This window comes from Haemophilus sp. SZY H53, from assembly GCF_054332375.1.
In genome coordinates this window covers 119,653-133,248 of record NZ_JBTGNV010000006.1, presented here as the reverse complement: position 1 = coordinate 133,248, position 13,596 = coordinate 119,653, and the positions used below count along the sequence as shown (strand labels likewise).

13 protein-coding genes, 3 tRNA genes and 1 riboswitch are annotated in these 13,596 nt (G+C 41.3%); of the genes, 4 read left to right on the top strand and 12 right to left on the bottom strand.

All coding sequences use genetic code 11. The annotated features are described in order from the left end of the window. The 4 genes from ACXVWB_RS07520 to rpsL form a co-directional block, all read right to left on the bottom strand. Positions 1–263 (bottom strand): GTP-binding protein (locus tag ACXVWB_RS07520; RefSeq protein WP_227932570.1); only part of this gene is annotated, 263 nt, incomplete at its 3' end. 66 nt (positions 264–329) lie between these two features. Further along, positions 330–2,432 carry an elongation factor G gene (fusA, locus tag ACXVWB_RS07515; RefSeq protein ID WP_289902436.1) on the bottom strand — a complete coding sequence of 701 codons (2,103 nt, stop codon included), beginning with the start codon at positions 2,430–2,432 and terminating at the stop codon, positions 330–332. 84 nt (positions 2,433–2,516) lie between these two features. Continuing rightward, a complete protein-coding gene (rpsG, locus tag ACXVWB_RS07510; RefSeq protein ID WP_005699184.1) occupies positions 2,517–2,987 on the bottom strand; it encodes a 30S ribosomal protein S7 in 471 nt (156 codons plus the stop codon). 146 nt (positions 2,988–3,133) lie between these two features. Then, entirely contained in the window at positions 3,134–3,508 is a 375-nt protein-coding gene (rpsL, locus tag ACXVWB_RS07505) for a 30S ribosomal protein S12 (protein ID WP_005543325.1), read from the bottom strand. A gap of 253 nt (positions 3,509–3,761) precedes the next feature. On the opposite strand from rpsL, the gene ACXVWB_RS07500 reads away from it, so the two are divergent. Both ACXVWB_RS07500 and dusA read left to right on the top strand, forming a co-directional pair. Next, positions 3,762–5,147, top strand: coding sequence for a chloride channel protein (locus ACXVWB_RS07500; protein WP_149785897.1), 1,386 nt, complete (start codon positions 3,762–3,764; stop codon positions 5,145–5,147). Between the two features lie 3 nt (positions 5,148–5,150). Further along, the gene (gene dusA, locus ACXVWB_RS07495) at positions 5,151–6,137 is read left to right on the top strand and encodes a tRNA dihydrouridine(20/20a) synthase DusA (RefSeq protein WP_289902435.1); all 987 of its coding nucleotides are present in this window, start codon (positions 5,151–5,153) and stop codon (positions 6,135–6,137) included. Positions 6,138–6,205: 68 nt separating this feature from the next. Here dusA and ribB read toward each other — a convergent pair whose 3' ends face one another. Continuing rightward, entirely contained in the window at positions 6,206–6,853 is a 648-nt protein-coding gene (gene ribB / locus ACXVWB_RS07490) for a 3,4-dihydroxy-2-butanone-4-phosphate synthase (RefSeq protein ID WP_289902434.1), read from the bottom strand. An 88-nt stretch (positions 6,854–6,941) separates the two neighbouring features. Continuing rightward, positions 6,942–7,115, bottom strand: a riboswitch (FMN riboswitch). Positions 7,116–7,242: 127 nt separating this feature from the next. Here ribB and nadR point away from each other — a divergent pair. After that, a complete protein-coding gene (nadR, locus tag ACXVWB_RS07485; RefSeq protein WP_289902433.1) occupies positions 7,243–8,349 on the top strand; it encodes a multifunctional transcriptional regulator/nicotinamide-nucleotide adenylyltransferase/ribosylnicotinamide kinase NadR in 1,107 nt (368 codons plus the stop codon). A 1-nt stretch (position 8,350) separates the two neighbouring features. Further along, complete coding sequence (locus tag ACXVWB_RS07480; RefSeq protein ID WP_289902432.1) at positions 8,351–9,031, top strand: metallophosphoesterase family protein; 681 nt, start codon at positions 8,351–8,353, stop codon at positions 9,029–9,031. A 52-nt stretch (positions 9,032–9,083) separates the two neighbouring features. On the opposite strand, the gene ACXVWB_RS07475 is transcribed toward ACXVWB_RS07480, so the two are convergent. The 7 genes from ACXVWB_RS07475 to waaA all read right to left on the bottom strand — a co-directional run bounded on the left by ACXVWB_RS07475 (position 9,084) and on the right by waaA (position 13,571). Beyond that, positions 9,084–9,160, bottom strand: a tRNA-Arg gene (locus ACXVWB_RS07475). A 53-nt stretch (positions 9,161–9,213) separates the two neighbouring features. After that, positions 9,214–9,290: transfer RNA gene (locus ACXVWB_RS07470), tRNA-Arg, on the bottom strand. A 23-nt stretch (positions 9,291–9,313) separates the two neighbouring features. Then, positions 9,314–9,407 (bottom strand) — tRNA-Ser (locus tag ACXVWB_RS07465). Between the two features lie 160 nt (positions 9,408–9,567). Then, positions 9,568–11,580 carry a DNA helicase Rep gene (gene rep / locus ACXVWB_RS07460; RefSeq protein ID WP_289902431.1) on the bottom strand — a complete coding sequence of 671 codons (2,013 nt, stop codon included), beginning with the start codon at positions 11,578–11,580 and terminating at the stop codon, positions 9,568–9,570. A 13-nt stretch (positions 11,581–11,593) separates the two neighbouring features. Then, the gene (locus ACXVWB_RS07455; RefSeq protein WP_005694824.1) at positions 11,594–11,806 is read right to left on the bottom strand and encodes a lipoprotein; all 213 of its coding nucleotides are present in this window, start codon (positions 11,804–11,806) and stop codon (positions 11,594–11,596) included. Beyond that, complete coding sequence (gene coaD / locus ACXVWB_RS07450; RefSeq protein ID WP_289902430.1) at positions 11,803–12,279, bottom strand: pantetheine-phosphate adenylyltransferase; 477 nt, start codon at positions 12,277–12,279, stop codon at positions 11,803–11,805. Before coaD ends, ACXVWB_RS07455 begins: the two co-directional genes overlap by 4 nt. Further along, entirely contained in the window at positions 12,276–13,571 is a 1,296-nt protein-coding gene (waaA, locus tag ACXVWB_RS07445; protein ID WP_289902429.1) for a lipid IV(A) 3-deoxy-D-manno-octulosonic acid transferase, read from the bottom strand. Before waaA ends, coaD begins: the two co-directional genes overlap by 4 nt. Between the last annotated feature and the right edge of the window lie 25 nt (positions 13,572–13,596).

Below are 13,596 nucleotides of genomic sequence, written 5' to 3'. Positions count from 1 at the left end.
TAGTCCGCGTGTCCTGGGCAGTCAACGTGTGCGTAGTGGCGAGTTGGAGTATCGTATTCAACGTGTGAGGTGTTGATGGTGATACCACGCGCTTTTTCTTCTGGCGCGTTATCGATTTGGTCGAATGCACGAGCTGCACCACCGTAGTGTTTTGCTAATACGGTTGTGATTGCTGCTGTTAAAGTTGTTTTACCGTGGTCAACGTGGCCGATTGTACCCACGTTTACGTGCGGTTTTGTACGTTCAAATTTTTCTTTAGACATTTGTTTAGTTTCCTAGAAAATGCTCTATAAGCCATTCAACTTATTAGAGCGGATTGTTACAAAAAATTATTTTTTACGCGCTTCAATTACTGCAGCAGCAACACTTGTTGGGGCTTCAGCATATTTTAATGGTTCCATTGAGTATGATGCACGACCTTGAGTTTGTGAACGTAAGTCTGTTGCATAACCGAACATCTCAGAAAGTGGAACTTCTGCATCGATTTTAACAACGAATTCGTTCGCTTCTTGACCGTTAACCATAGCACGACGACGGCTTAAGTCACCGATTACATCACCAACATACTCAGGTGGAGTTTCTACTTCAACTTTCATGATTGGCTCAAGTAGAACTGGGTTTGCTTTAGCGAATGCTGCTTTAAATGCTAAAGAAGCGGCTAATTTAAACGCTAATTCAGATGAGTCAACATCATGGTATGAACCGAAGTGTAAACGTACACCAAGATCGACTACTGGATAACCCGCTAACGGACCAGATTTAAGCTGTTCTTGGATACCTTTATCAACCGCAGGAATGTATTCACCAGGGATTACACCACCTTTGATTTCGTTTACAAATTCGTAACCAGGACCTTCTGGATCTAATGGATATAAGTCGATAACAACGTGACCATATTGACCGCGACCACCAGATTGTTTTGCGTGTTTACCTTCCACATCGTTAACACGAGCGCGGATAGTTTCACGGTAAGATACTTGTGGTTTACCGATGTTAGCTTCCACTTTGAACTCACGTTTCATACGGTCAACGATGATATCTAAGTGTAACTCACCCATACCAGAAATAATGGTTTCACCAGATTCTTCATCAGTGTGAACACGGAATGAAGGGTCTTCTTGAGCAAGACGACCTAATGCAAGACCCATTTTTTCTTGGTCAGCTTTAGTCTTAGGTTCTACTGCTACAGAGATTACTGGCTCTGGGAATTCCATACGCTCAAGGATGATTGGTGCATCGATAGCACATAATGTATCACCCGTAGTTACATCTTTTAAGCCGATTGCTGCAGCGATATCGCCCGCACGAACTTCTTTGATTTCTTCACGTTTATTAGCATGCATCTGTACGATACGACCAAAACGTTCACGTTTTTGACGTACAGAGTTTAATACGGTATCACCAGAGTTAATTACACCTGAGTACACACGGAAGAAGGTTAAGTTACCTACGAATGGGTCAGTTGCAATTTTGAATGCTAATGAAGAGAATGGCTCATCATCGCTTGCGTGACGTTCACCTTCAGTTTCATCTGGATTGATACCTTTGATTGCTGGAATATCAGTCGGTGCTGGTAAGTATTCAACAACCGCATCAAGCATTGCTTGAACACCTTTGTTTTTGAATGCAGAACCACAAGTTACCAAGATGATTTCGTTTGCTAATACGCGTTGACGAAGACCTGCTTTGATTTCTTCTTCGCTTAACTCTTCACCACCAAGATATTTTTCCATTAATTCTTCAGTTGCTTCAGCTGCTGCATCAACAAGGTTTTGACGCCATTCTTCACAAGCTGCTTGCATATCTGCAGGAATATCTTCATAAGTGAAAGTCATACCTTGGTCTGCTTCATTCCAGTTGATCGCTTTCATTTTGATCAAATCAACAACACCAGTGAAGCTTTCTTCTGCACCGATTGGAAGTTGAAGAGGAACAGCATTAGCACCTAAACGAGTTTTAAGTTGATCAACAACACGTAAGAAGTTAGCACCAGTACGGTCCATTTTGTTTACAAACGCGATACGTGGAACTTGATATTTGTTAGCTTGACGCCATACAGTTTCAGACTGAGGTTGAACACCACCAACCGCACAGTAAACCATTACCGCACCATCAAGAACACGCATAGAACGTTCTACTTCAACAGTAAAGTCTACGTGTCCCGGGGTATCGATAACGTTGATACGGTGTTGTTGGAACTGTTGTGACATACCAGACCAGAATGCGGTAGTTGCCGCAGAGGTAATGGTAATACCACGTTCTTGTTCCTGTTCCATCCAGTCCATTGTCGCTGCACCATCGTGTACTTCACCAATTTTGTGACTTACACCAGTGTAGAATAAGATACGTTCAGTGGTAGTAGTTTTACCAGCATCAATGTGCGCACTAATACCGATATTACGATATCTTTCAATAGGGGTTGTACGAGCCATTATTATAACCTTGTTAAGTTTAATATCTGTTTATATAAGGGTAAGGCTTCATCGAGGATGAAGCCCTTAAATTTTAAAAGCGTATTACCAACGGAAGTGAGCAAATGCTTTGTTAGCTTCAGCCATACGATGAACGTCTTCACGTTTTTTCACTGCTGCGCCTTTGTTATCTGATGCATCAGATAATTCATTTGCAAGACGTAAAGCCATTGATTTATCACCGCGTTTACGTGCCGCTTCAACGATCCAACGCATACCTAATGCGTTACGACGAACTGGACGTACTTCAACTGGCACTTGGTAAGTAGAACCACCAACACGACGAGATTTAACCTCAACAGTTGGGCGAACGTTTTCAAGTGCAATTTCAAATGCTTCTAAAGGTTCTTTACCTGTGCGTTCTGCAAGTTTGTCTAACGCACCGTAAACGATGGTTTCAGCAACGGATTTTTTACCGTCTACCATTAATACATTAATAAATTTTGCAAGTAACTCTGAACCGAACTTCGGATCTGGAAGAATCTTGCGTGGTTCAACACTACGACGACGTGGCATTGCGAATTTCTCCGTATATTTAATCTTCAGGATATCCAAAACTCTATAAAAATTAACCGCACTTTAAAGTGAGCTAATGTGATACTGGAGTTTCTGATTTAAATTTTTACTAATTTAGACGTTTGGCCTTACTTAACGGAGTTCCATTAAGCTTTAGGACGTTTAACGCCGTATTTAGAACGACCTTGTTTACGATCTTTAACGCCTGCACAGTCTAATGCGCCGCGTACAGTGTGGTAACGCACACCCGGTAAGTCTTTAACACGACCACCACGGATAAGCACAACACTATGCTCTTGAAGGTTGTGACCTTCGCCGCCGATGTAAGAAGTTACTTCAAAGCCATTAGTTAAACGAATACGACATACTTTACGTAATGCTGAGTTCGGTTTTTTAGGTGTAGTTGTGTATACACGAGTGCACACACCACGTTTCTGCGGGCAAGCCTCTAATGCAGGAACGTTACTTTTTACAACCTTTTTCACACGCGGTTTGCGTACTAGCTGGTTGATAGTTGCCATTAAAAAAGCTCCAGTTTAAATGTTATTCATAATAGAATGTTTGTTACAAAATCTATCTTTCCATCCAATAGACAGAAGAAATAGACGCTGAATTTTAATGGTTTCACCTAGTATTGTCAATATTTAAACAAAAATGGATCGCAGAGGATCGCTTGTCAAAAAAGCTACGCCAAATGAGCGGTCCTTTTAAATTAATTGCCTGTCTTTAGTTGGGGTTTTATAATTTTAACTAAAATAATTTTGGGCAAAATTTATGTTACGTTCATTCCTCTACCATTTACGTTATTTTTATCATAAAAAGCTTCGACAAACCCATCGTATCTCTCATAAAACACTCGAATTTGTATGTTTACTGATTGGTGCGACATTTGTTGCCCTATTTTCCTTTGGATTTGCGAAACTCGCCGATATCGGACTTGAATTTAATGCCTATTGGTCTGCTAAATATCCTCTCACCGTTTGGATCGTTTTACCGCTTGGTCTTGCTTTTCTCACCTGGTTTACCGCCAAATACACACCTTATGTTGGTGGCAGCGGTATTCCACAAGTGATTGCCTCCATCAATCTTCCTTACAGTGGCTATAAAACGAAACTTGTTAAATTTCGCCAAACCATTTGGAAAATTCCACTTACTTTCTTTGCAATGGTTATCGGTGCGTCTGTTGGACGTGAAGGGCCTTCTGTTCAAGTGGGTGCAGCGGTTATGCTCGCTTGGGGAAATTTCTGTCGTAAATATAACTTCGCTTTCCGTGGTTTAAGTACGAATGAACTCATCGCAACCGGTGCAGCAGGCGGTCTTGCTGCCGCCTTTAATGCCCCTTTAGCTGGGGTCATTTTTGCCATTGAAGAACTTGGTCGAGGCGTGATGTTACGCTGGGAAAGGCGTGTATTACTCGGTGTATTAGCGGCCGGTTTTATTTTAGTGGCGATTCAAGGCAATAGCCCTTACTTTCCAGCCTATAAAGGTGCGACTTCTATTCCTTATTTATATCTTTGGCTTGCCATTTGTGGCATCGTCTGCGGTGTACTGGGTGGTATATTTGGACGACTCCTTGCCAAAGGGCTCGCGGGGCTTTCTCCACTCAAATGGCGTGATTGGATCCGCAAACACCCAATTTACATTGCCTTATTACTCGGTTTAGTACTTGCCGCAATGGGTACCTACAGCGAAGGGCAAACTTATGGAACGGGCTATAATGTGGTTGCAAGAGCATTAGAAGGACAACTCGTTTCACCTGAAGTGGGAATACTAAAACTCTTCGCAACGGTTACGACGTATTGGAATGGCATCGCGGGCGGAATTTTTACGCCATCTCTCACTACTGGTGCGGGTATCGGCACTATGTTATGGGAAATCAGTAACGGCATGGTCGATCAACGTTTCTTGGTCATTTTATGTATGGCAGCCTTTTTAGCTGGAGGCACACAATCCCCTGTGACAGCCAGCGTAGTAGTAATGGAAATGACGGGGGCCCAACCCGTGCTGATTTGGCTCTTGATTTCCAGTATTATTGCCTCCATAATTTCGCGCCAATTTAGTCCGAAACCTTTTTACCACTTTGCGGCTGGACGTTTCCGCCAACGAATGCAGGAACAACAAGCAGAAGATCTTCGCCGTAACAAAATTCAAGAGAAATAAAATATGTCAGAAAATCAGCCGCACTTTTATCGTGGACGCTTTTCCGTTGCGCCAATGTTAGATTGGACAACACGCCATTGTCGCTATTTTCATCGCCAATTTAGTAAACATGCGTTGCTTTATACTGAAATGGTTACGGCTCCCGCCATTATTCATGCCAAATACGATCATTTAGATTTTGATTTGCAAGAAAACCCAGTTGCCTTACAACTTGGTGGAAGTGATCCCGCACAGCTTAAACATTGTGCCAAATTAGCCGAAGAAAGAGGCTATCATGAAATTAATCTGAATGTGGGTTGCCCGTCTGACCGCGTGCAAAATGGTATGTTTGGTGCTTGCTTAATGGCAAAAGCGAATTTAGTAGCAGAATGTATTGCAGAAATGCAACGTGTCGTGAATATTCCTGTCACCGTGAAAACTCGTATTGGCATTGATGATTTGGATAGCTATGAATTTCTCTGCGACTTTATCGAAAAAGTCCATCACGCAGGCTGCCAAGAATTTATTGTTCATGCACGAAAAGCCTGGCTTTCAGGATTAAGCCCAAAAGAGAATCGCGAGATTCCCCCTTTGGATTATGAGCGTGTTTATCAATTGAAAAAAAACTTCCCGCAGTTGACTATTGCAATTAATGGCGGCATTAAAACCATCGAAGAAATGAAACATCATTTACAATTTGTTGATGGCGTGATGGTTGGGCGTGAGGCTTATCAAAATCCGTCGTTATTGGGCTATGTTGATCAAATGCTTTTTGATGCCAATGCGGATATCGTCACACCAAGACAAGCGGTGGAAGCCATGTTCCCTTACATTGAAAAGCAACTGAGCCAAGGTGTTTATTTAAATCATATCGTTCGACATATGCTCGGTGCATTCCAAAACTGCAAAGGAGCAAGACAATGGCGACGCTATTTAAGTGAAAATGCCTTTAAGCAAGGGGCGGGAATTGAAGTGGTTGAAACGGCATTAAGCTTTGTGGAAACGAATTAAGCCTAAAATGCAAAGTGCGGTCAGAATTTAACAAATTTTCTGACCGCACTTTTTTTCCGAGTATTTAATTAGCACTGATATTTCTGACGATATGCCACTAAATCTTCAATCGTTAATACCACATAACCAAATTTTTTCGCAAATTCGATAATTTCTGGTGCACGCGCCATGGTGCCATCATCATTCGTGATTTCACAAATCACACCCGCTGGCTTAAAACCACTTAAACGCGCTAAATCAACCGAAGCTTCGGTATGACCGCGACGGGCTAAAACCCCCCCTTCTGCGGCGCGTAATGGAAAAACATGGCCTGGACGATGAAGATCTGTCGGTTTTGCCTGATCTGCAATCGCAGCTTTAATGGTTGTTACTCGATCTTGTGCTGATACACCTGTTGACACACCTTCTGCTGCTTCAATTGTCACGGTAAACGCGGTTTTATTCACGCTATTATTATGCTCAACCATCGGCGGTAAATCAAGCTGTTTGCATTGTTCATCGGTGATACATAAACACACGATACCGCTGCCATAACGAATAAGTTTTGCCATTTGTTCTGGGGTAATGGTTTCCGCTGGGAAAATTAAATCGCCTTCATTTTCGCGATCTTCATCATCCAATACTAATACGCCATTACCTTGTTTGAATGCGTTCAATGCGTTAATTACCCGTTCTTCGCCGGTCGCACCAAATGCAGATAAAATTGACTGATTCATCGTAATTTCCTTTGTTGTTACGTTAAAATTAACCAGAATCAGGGCTGAGAAATGCAAATAAACAGAACGGAATTGGGAACCCAATCCGTTTTATTCTCTTTCATCCAGACTATACTGTCGGCTTTGGAATTTCACCAAATCAGCTAACCTTAAAACGATCAGAAACAATTTCGTCAAAAACATGATCAAAACTGTCCGCACTTTTAAGCGCTCGTGGGCTATCACCACCGGTAGGGAATTTCACCCTGCCCTGAGAATGCAGGTCGTAGTATAACGCAAAATGTCGCTGTAAAAAATCATTCAATGAAAAATGTTTTTATTTGCACAAAGATTGCATAAAATAGGACTATTCAGCCACCTCGCAGTGGTCATTTAGCGAAGGATACATTATGTCGAACAAACACGATAAAAAAGTGGGTGTAATTTTTGGGAAATTCTACCCGGTTCATACCGGCCACATTAATATGATTTATGAGGCATTCAGTAAAGTGGATGAGCTTCACGTAATTGTGTGTAGCGATACAGAACGTGACTTAAAACTCTTTTACGATAGCAAAATGAAACGTATGCCAACAGTACAGGATCGTCTTCGTTGGATGCAACAAATCTTTAAATATCAACAAAATCAAATTTTTATCCATCACTTAGTAGAAGATGGCATCCCAAGCTATCCGAATGGCTGGCAAGCTTGGAGTGAGGCGGTAAAAAATCTATTTGAAGAAAAACAATTTACCCCTACGATGGTATTTAGCAGTGAGCCGCAAGACAAAGCGCCATACGAAAAATACTTAGGGCTTGAAGTTTCTTTAGTGGATCCTGATCGCTCTTTCTTTAATGTATCCGCCACGAAAATTCGTACTACACCTTTCCAATATTGGAAATTCATTCCGAAAGAAGTCCGTCCGTTCTTTGCAAAGACTATTGCTATTTTAGGTGGTGAAAGCAGCGGTAAAAGTGTGTTAGTCAGCAAACTGGCAGCCGTATTTAATACCACTTCGGCATGGGAATATGGTCGGGAATATGTCTTTGAGAAATTAGGTGGCGATGAGCAAGCCATGCAATATTCCGACTATCCACAAATGGCACTCGGCCATCAGCATTATATTGATTATGCCGTCCGACACGCACACAAAATTGCTTTTATTGATACAGATTTCATCACAACACAAGCATTTTGTATTCAATATGAAGGAAAAGCTCATCCATTCTTAGATTCCATGATCAAAGAATATCCGTTTGATGTAACAATTCTCTTAAAAAATAATACTAAATGGGTGGATGACGGTTTGCGCAGTTTAGGTAGTCAGCAACAACGCCAACAATTCCAGCAATTATTGAAAAAATTACTCGATAAATATAAAGTACCCTATATTGAAATTGAGTCTCCAAGTTACTTAGATCGCTATAACCAAGTAAAATCAGTGATTGAAAAAGTGCTCAATGATGAAGTACTAGATGATCTGCAACATAGCAAACAAATTTTAGCAGGGAAATAAGATGATTTTATTCGCAGGCGATCCGCACGGAAGTTACGAACATCTTTATCCTTTCGTGCAAGAAAATGATAACGTTGCCCTGATTATTTTGGGTGACTTGCAACTTTCTTCGCCTGATGAATTAGATAAACTCGCAAACTATTGTGATATTTGGTTTATTCACGGCAACCATGATAGCAAAACCGTCGCCGCATTTGAGGCGATTTGGGGTACACATTGGAAATCACGTAATTTACATAATCGTGTTGTTGAAATCCAAGGTCTACGTATTGCTGGCCTAGGTGGCGTATTCCGAGGGCAAATCTGGATGCCTCCCAATAAACCGATGTATTTTGATCCCATCCACTATTGCCAATATAGCCCGCAAGAAAAAATTTGGCGTGGTGGTGTACCATTGCGTCATCGCACGTCTATTTTCCCTTCTGATATCGAAGCCATTGAAAACGAGCAAGCCGATATTCTAATTTGCCATGAGGCACCGAAGCCCCATCCAATGGGATTTCGTGTGATTAATCAACTTGCTGAAAAATTAGGGGTAAGACACGTTTTCCATGGTCATCACCACGATAACGTCGAGTATAAGACAAATTTCCCATATAAAATCACGAATGTCGGTTTTAGAAGTGTCACAGACGTACAAGGAAATTATTTATTAAAAACTATTGATGATCGAGAAAAATGATCAAATAAAGAATTAATTGTTTTGATAAAAAGAAAAATTTGAAGAGAGAAGATGGCGCACCCGAAAGGATTCGAACCTTTGACCGCTCGGTTCGTAGCCGAGTACTCTATCCAGCTGAGCTACGGGTGCGTAGTGATGTTTTATTCTTCGTGACCATTTTAACTGATAGAGTCGATTTAAAATGGCGCACCCGAGAGGATTCGAACCTCTGACCGCTCGGTTCGTAGCCGAGTACTCTATCCAGCTGAGCTACGGGTGCAGAATAATAAAACTAACAACAAATGGCGGTGAGAGAGGGATTCGAACCCTCGATGGAGTTTTTGACCCCATACTCCCTTAGCAGGGGAGCGCCTTCAGCCTACTCGGCCATCTCACCACAATCGGTTTGTGGGCGGTATAATACGTTTTTTTGAAAATAAGTCAAATCATTTTTTGTAAAAGCCGTTTTGGTTGCTTGATTTATCTCCATTTTGCATAAATAAAGTGCGGTTGAAAAAACAAATAAATTTCTCACTGCACTTTAATTTTAATCATCTCTAGCCTTTTAAAATTGCCCGCAGACGATCGAGCTGACTAGAAGTTTGTTGTTGCTTCTGCTCTACCGTTAATTTTGGCTTATCTTTTTCCCATTGCACATCATCCTGCGGTAACTCTGCCAAGAAACGGCTAGGCTCTGGGCGAATTAACTCACCAAACTGACGTCTTTCACGACAAAGAGAAAAAGTCAGCGTTTGTTGTGCTCGAGTAATACCCACATAGGCTAAACGACGCTCTTCCTCTACATTGTCTTCATCAATACTGGTTTGATGAGGCAAAATCCCCTCTTCCATACCAATTAAATACACATGGGGAAACTCTAAGCCTTTGGAGGCGTGCAATGTCATTAATTGCACTTGATCACTCTCGTCATCATCTTCACTTCGCTCCATCATATCGCGCAAGGTTAAACGGGTAACCACTTGATTTAAATTCATCGGCTCATTCACCTCATCGCCTTTGAGCATATCTTCTACCCAGCTAAACAAGGTTGCCACGTTTTTACTCTGCATTTCAGCAGCTTTCGGACTGGTGGCATACTCATACAAATATTCTTCGTAATGCAATGAAGAAAGTAACGAACGCACCGCGGTTTCAGGATCGGAACGTAAACTTTGATCGTTCAACTCCACCATCCAACGACCAAATTTTTGCAATGCATCATAGGCTTTTGGCGTGACTCGTTGCATGAGTTCAAACTCAAAAATCGCCTCAAATAAGCTAATATGTTTTTCCTGTGCTAACTCGCCTAGTTTTTGTAATGTTGCCGTACCAATTTCCCGTTTCGGTGTATTCACGATACGCAAAAAAGCCGCATCATCATCTTGATTCACCACCAAACGCAAGTAGGCCATCATGTCCTTAATTTCAGCACGAGAGAAAAAAGACGTTCCACCAGAAATTTTGTATGGAATACGGTTTTGCATCAGCACTTTTTCCAATAGTCGGGATTGATGATTCCCCCGATACAAAATCGCATAATCCTTGAATTTAGTTTTACGGCTAAAACGATGAGCAATTAATTCCGCCACAATTCGTTCGGCTTCATGTTCTTCATTTTTCGCTTCAATGACTTGCAGTTTTTCACCTTCGCCTAAGTTGGAAAAAAGCTTTTTGTCAAATACGTGCTCGTTGTTATCAATCAAAATATTGGCACAATGCAAAATACGATGAGTGGAACGGTAATTTTGTTCTAATTTAATGACTTGCACATGCGGAAAATCATCACGTAAACGCACCATATTTTGCGGTCTTGCACCTCGCCAAGAATAAATGGATTGGTCATCATCACCCACTACGGTAAAACAAGCTCGCTCGCCGACGAGTAATTTGATGAGCTCATATTGGCTAGTATTAGTATCTTGATATTCATCCACCAACAAATAGCGGATTTTCTCCTGCCATTTTGACCGTACTTCTTCGTTCTGTTTGAAGAGTAAGGTCGGCAACATAATCAAATCATCAAAATCCAACGCATTGTAAGCTCGAATTTGCGCCGCATAACGCTCATAACACTTTGCAAAGGTTTGATATTTGGCATCTTTCGCTAAGGAATAAGCCTGTTTTGGCGAAACCAAATCATTCTTCCAATTGGAAATAACAGAAATTAATTCACGCAGTAAGTCTTTATCTTCCTGCAGTACATCTGCCGTCAGTTCTTTGAGTAAGGCAAGTTGATCGTGCTCATCAAACAAGGTCATATTCGATTTAAAGCCTAACGCTTTATATTCCCGTTTGATAATGTCGAAACCTAAGGTATGGAAAGTGGAAACAATCAATCCTTTGGATTTTTCTTTACCAATGGAATGGGCTACACGCTCTTTCATTTCACGAGCGGCTTTGTTGGTAAAGGTTACGGCGGCGATCTGTTTAGGTAAATAACCGCAGTGTTCAATCAAATGAGCAATCTTATTGATGATCACGCGAGTTTTGCCCGAGCCTGCGCCTGCCAGCACCAAGCAAGGCCCACTGACATATTCGACAGCCTGTTGTTGTTGAGGATTGAGTTTCATATCTTAATGCAAATTAATTTGACCACGCATAAGGCAATAATGCGGTATCTAATAAAAATGACAGTGGCAAATCTAAAATAGGTAAGCCCCATTTTTGTGCCATCTCTAAATCATAAGCCGCCCCCGCATAAGGTGTGTATTTTTCCGATGGATCGATTAATTTCACCACCGTACCACAACCGGTTAACGCTAAAAGTGCGGTTAAAATCAGAAGTGTTTTTTTCATTCACGACGTGCTTTTAAAGCTAAATAGACAGCTTCCGGCACCAGTTTTTTCACATCGCCATGATGTAAATAAATTTCTCGTACAATCGTGGAAGACACAAACGCCCATTTTTCTGTTGGTGGGAAAAACAAACTATCCACACCCTCGGTTAATAAACGGTTTAACGCGGCCAGTTGTAATTCATATTCGAAGTCCGTCGTTGTACGCACGCCACGAATAATTGCTGTAATCTTTTTCGCTTTGATTTCATTCGCGAGTAAATCATAGAATCCAAATACTTCCACATTGGGCAAATGAGCGACCGATTGACGCACCAGCTCAACGCGTTCTTCCAATGAGAACAATGGCTTTTTGCTCGGACTATTCGCCACCGCGACAAAAACTTTCGGGAAAATGACCGCACTTCGCGCAATAATATCTAAATGCCCGTTTGTAATCGGGTCAAACGTGCCAGGGTAAATTACGCTTGTCATTTATTGTTCTCCGAAATATGGGTTAAATAAGGATGAAGCAAATCTAAAAGACGCTGTAATGCGCCACGATTTTCGATTAATACCTCGTAACCTGCATTGCCTAAACGTTGACGCGCTCCTTTCGAATTCAATAACTTATCAATAATCTCTGACAATGCTTTTTCTGTTGAGTTGATTTGCAACACACCTTGCACTTCTAAGAGCGAAGTAAAAACTTCAGGAAAATTGAAGGTATACTTTCCACTCACAACGGGTAATTTAAATGCCAAAGGCTCTAAAGGATTATGTCCCCCATGTTTGACCAAACTTCCGCCGACAAACGCAATATCTGAAATACCATACATCAACATCAACTCACCCATGGTATCACCCAGAATCACTTGGGTATTTTCTGAAGGAATCTCCCCCGTTGAACGACGAATAAAGTGAAAGTTGGCTTTTTCAATTAAATCTGCCACAGGATTAAAACGTTCAGGATGACGAGGCACTAGCAATAACAGCAAATTCGGATGTTTTTTTAATAACAAATGATGCGCATGTAAAATAAGTTCTTCTTCCCCTTCGTGCGTACTCGCCGCAATCCAAACAGGACGATTTTTCACCCAATCTGCACTAAGCAGCGCAATTTTTTTTAATAAGTCATCACTAACGACAAGATCATATTTAATATTGCCTGTTAATCGTAGACGTTCTTTCTCGTAGCCTAACGCTAAATAGCGCTTTCCGCTGATATTGTCTTGTGGTGCAATCAAACTGATTTGAGAAAACATACGTTGCAAACATTGTTTCACTTTCCCATAACGTTTCGCTGAGCGTGCAGAAAGACGTGCATTCGCCACAATGAAAGAAATATTTCGATGAGCCAAACAATCAATCAAATTTGGCCAAAGTTCCGTTTCAATCACAATGAATACTTTAGGTTGAATAAAATCAATAAAACGATGAATGGCATCGGGCAAATCATAAGGCAGGTAACAATGCGTCACACTTTCCCCGAACGCGGCTTTTACTCGTTCAGAGCCTGTAGGCGTAACGGTTGTAAACGTTATCGGTAAATGTGGATAATCTTGCTGAATACGCTTTACTAAAGGCGTTACAGCTATCACTTCTCCAACCGAAGCTGCATGAATAACTACGCCATTTTGCGCAGGCTTACTTAATCTTTCATAAAACCCGTAACGCTCACCTAAACGCTTTCGATAATTAGGTGACTTAATACTACGTAGTAGCATAAAAAACAATACTAAAGGCTGAATCAAGTACATCAGACTGGTATAAAAAAAACGCCACATAAAATAAATTCGGTTATACTGAAAA

Excerpts from the sequence above, each read along its gene's own strand:
- rpsL (WP_005543325.1), bottom strand. The coding sequence starts at position 3,508 with ATGGCAACTATCAACCAGCTAGTACGCAAACCGCGTGTGAAAAAGGTT.
- ACXVWB_RS07500 (WP_149785897.1), top strand. The coding sequence starts at position 3,762 with ATGTTACGTTCATTCCTCTACCATTTACGTTATTTTTATCATAAAAAG.
- coaD (WP_289902430.1), bottom strand. The coding sequence starts at position 12,279 with ATGACAAGCGTAATTTACCCTGGCACGTTTGACCCGATTACAAACGGG.
- ribB (WP_289902434.1), bottom strand. The coding sequence starts at position 6,853 with ATGAATCAGTCAATTTTATCTGCATTTGGTGCGACCGGCGAAGAACGG.
- fusA (WP_289902436.1), bottom strand. The coding sequence starts at position 2,432 with ATGGCTCGTACAACCCCTATTGAAAGATATCGTAATATCGGTATTAGT.
- nadR (WP_289902433.1), top strand. The coding sequence starts at position 7,243 with ATGTCGAACAAACACGATAAAAAAGTGGGTGTAATTTTTGGGAAATTC.
- rep (WP_289902431.1), bottom strand. The coding sequence starts at position 11,580 with ATGAAACTCAATCCTCAACAACAACAGGCTGTCGAATATGTCAGTGGG.
- dusA (WP_289902435.1), top strand. The coding sequence starts at position 5,151 with ATGTCAGAAAATCAGCCGCACTTTTATCGTGGACGCTTTTCCGTTGCG.
- rpsG (WP_005699184.1), bottom strand. The coding sequence starts at position 2,987 with ATGCCACGTCGTCGTAGTGTTGAACCACGCAAGATTCTTCCAGATCCG.
- ACXVWB_RS07480 (WP_289902432.1), top strand. The coding sequence starts at position 8,351 with ATGATTTTATTCGCAGGCGATCCGCACGGAAGTTACGAACATCTTTAT.
- ACXVWB_RS07455 (WP_005694824.1), bottom strand. The coding sequence starts at position 11,806 with ATGAAAAAAACACTTCTGATTTTAACCGCACTTTTAGCGTTAACCGGT.
- waaA (WP_289902429.1), bottom strand. The coding sequence starts at position 13,571 with ATGTGGCGTTTTTTTTATACCAGTCTGATGTACTTGATTCAGCCTTTA.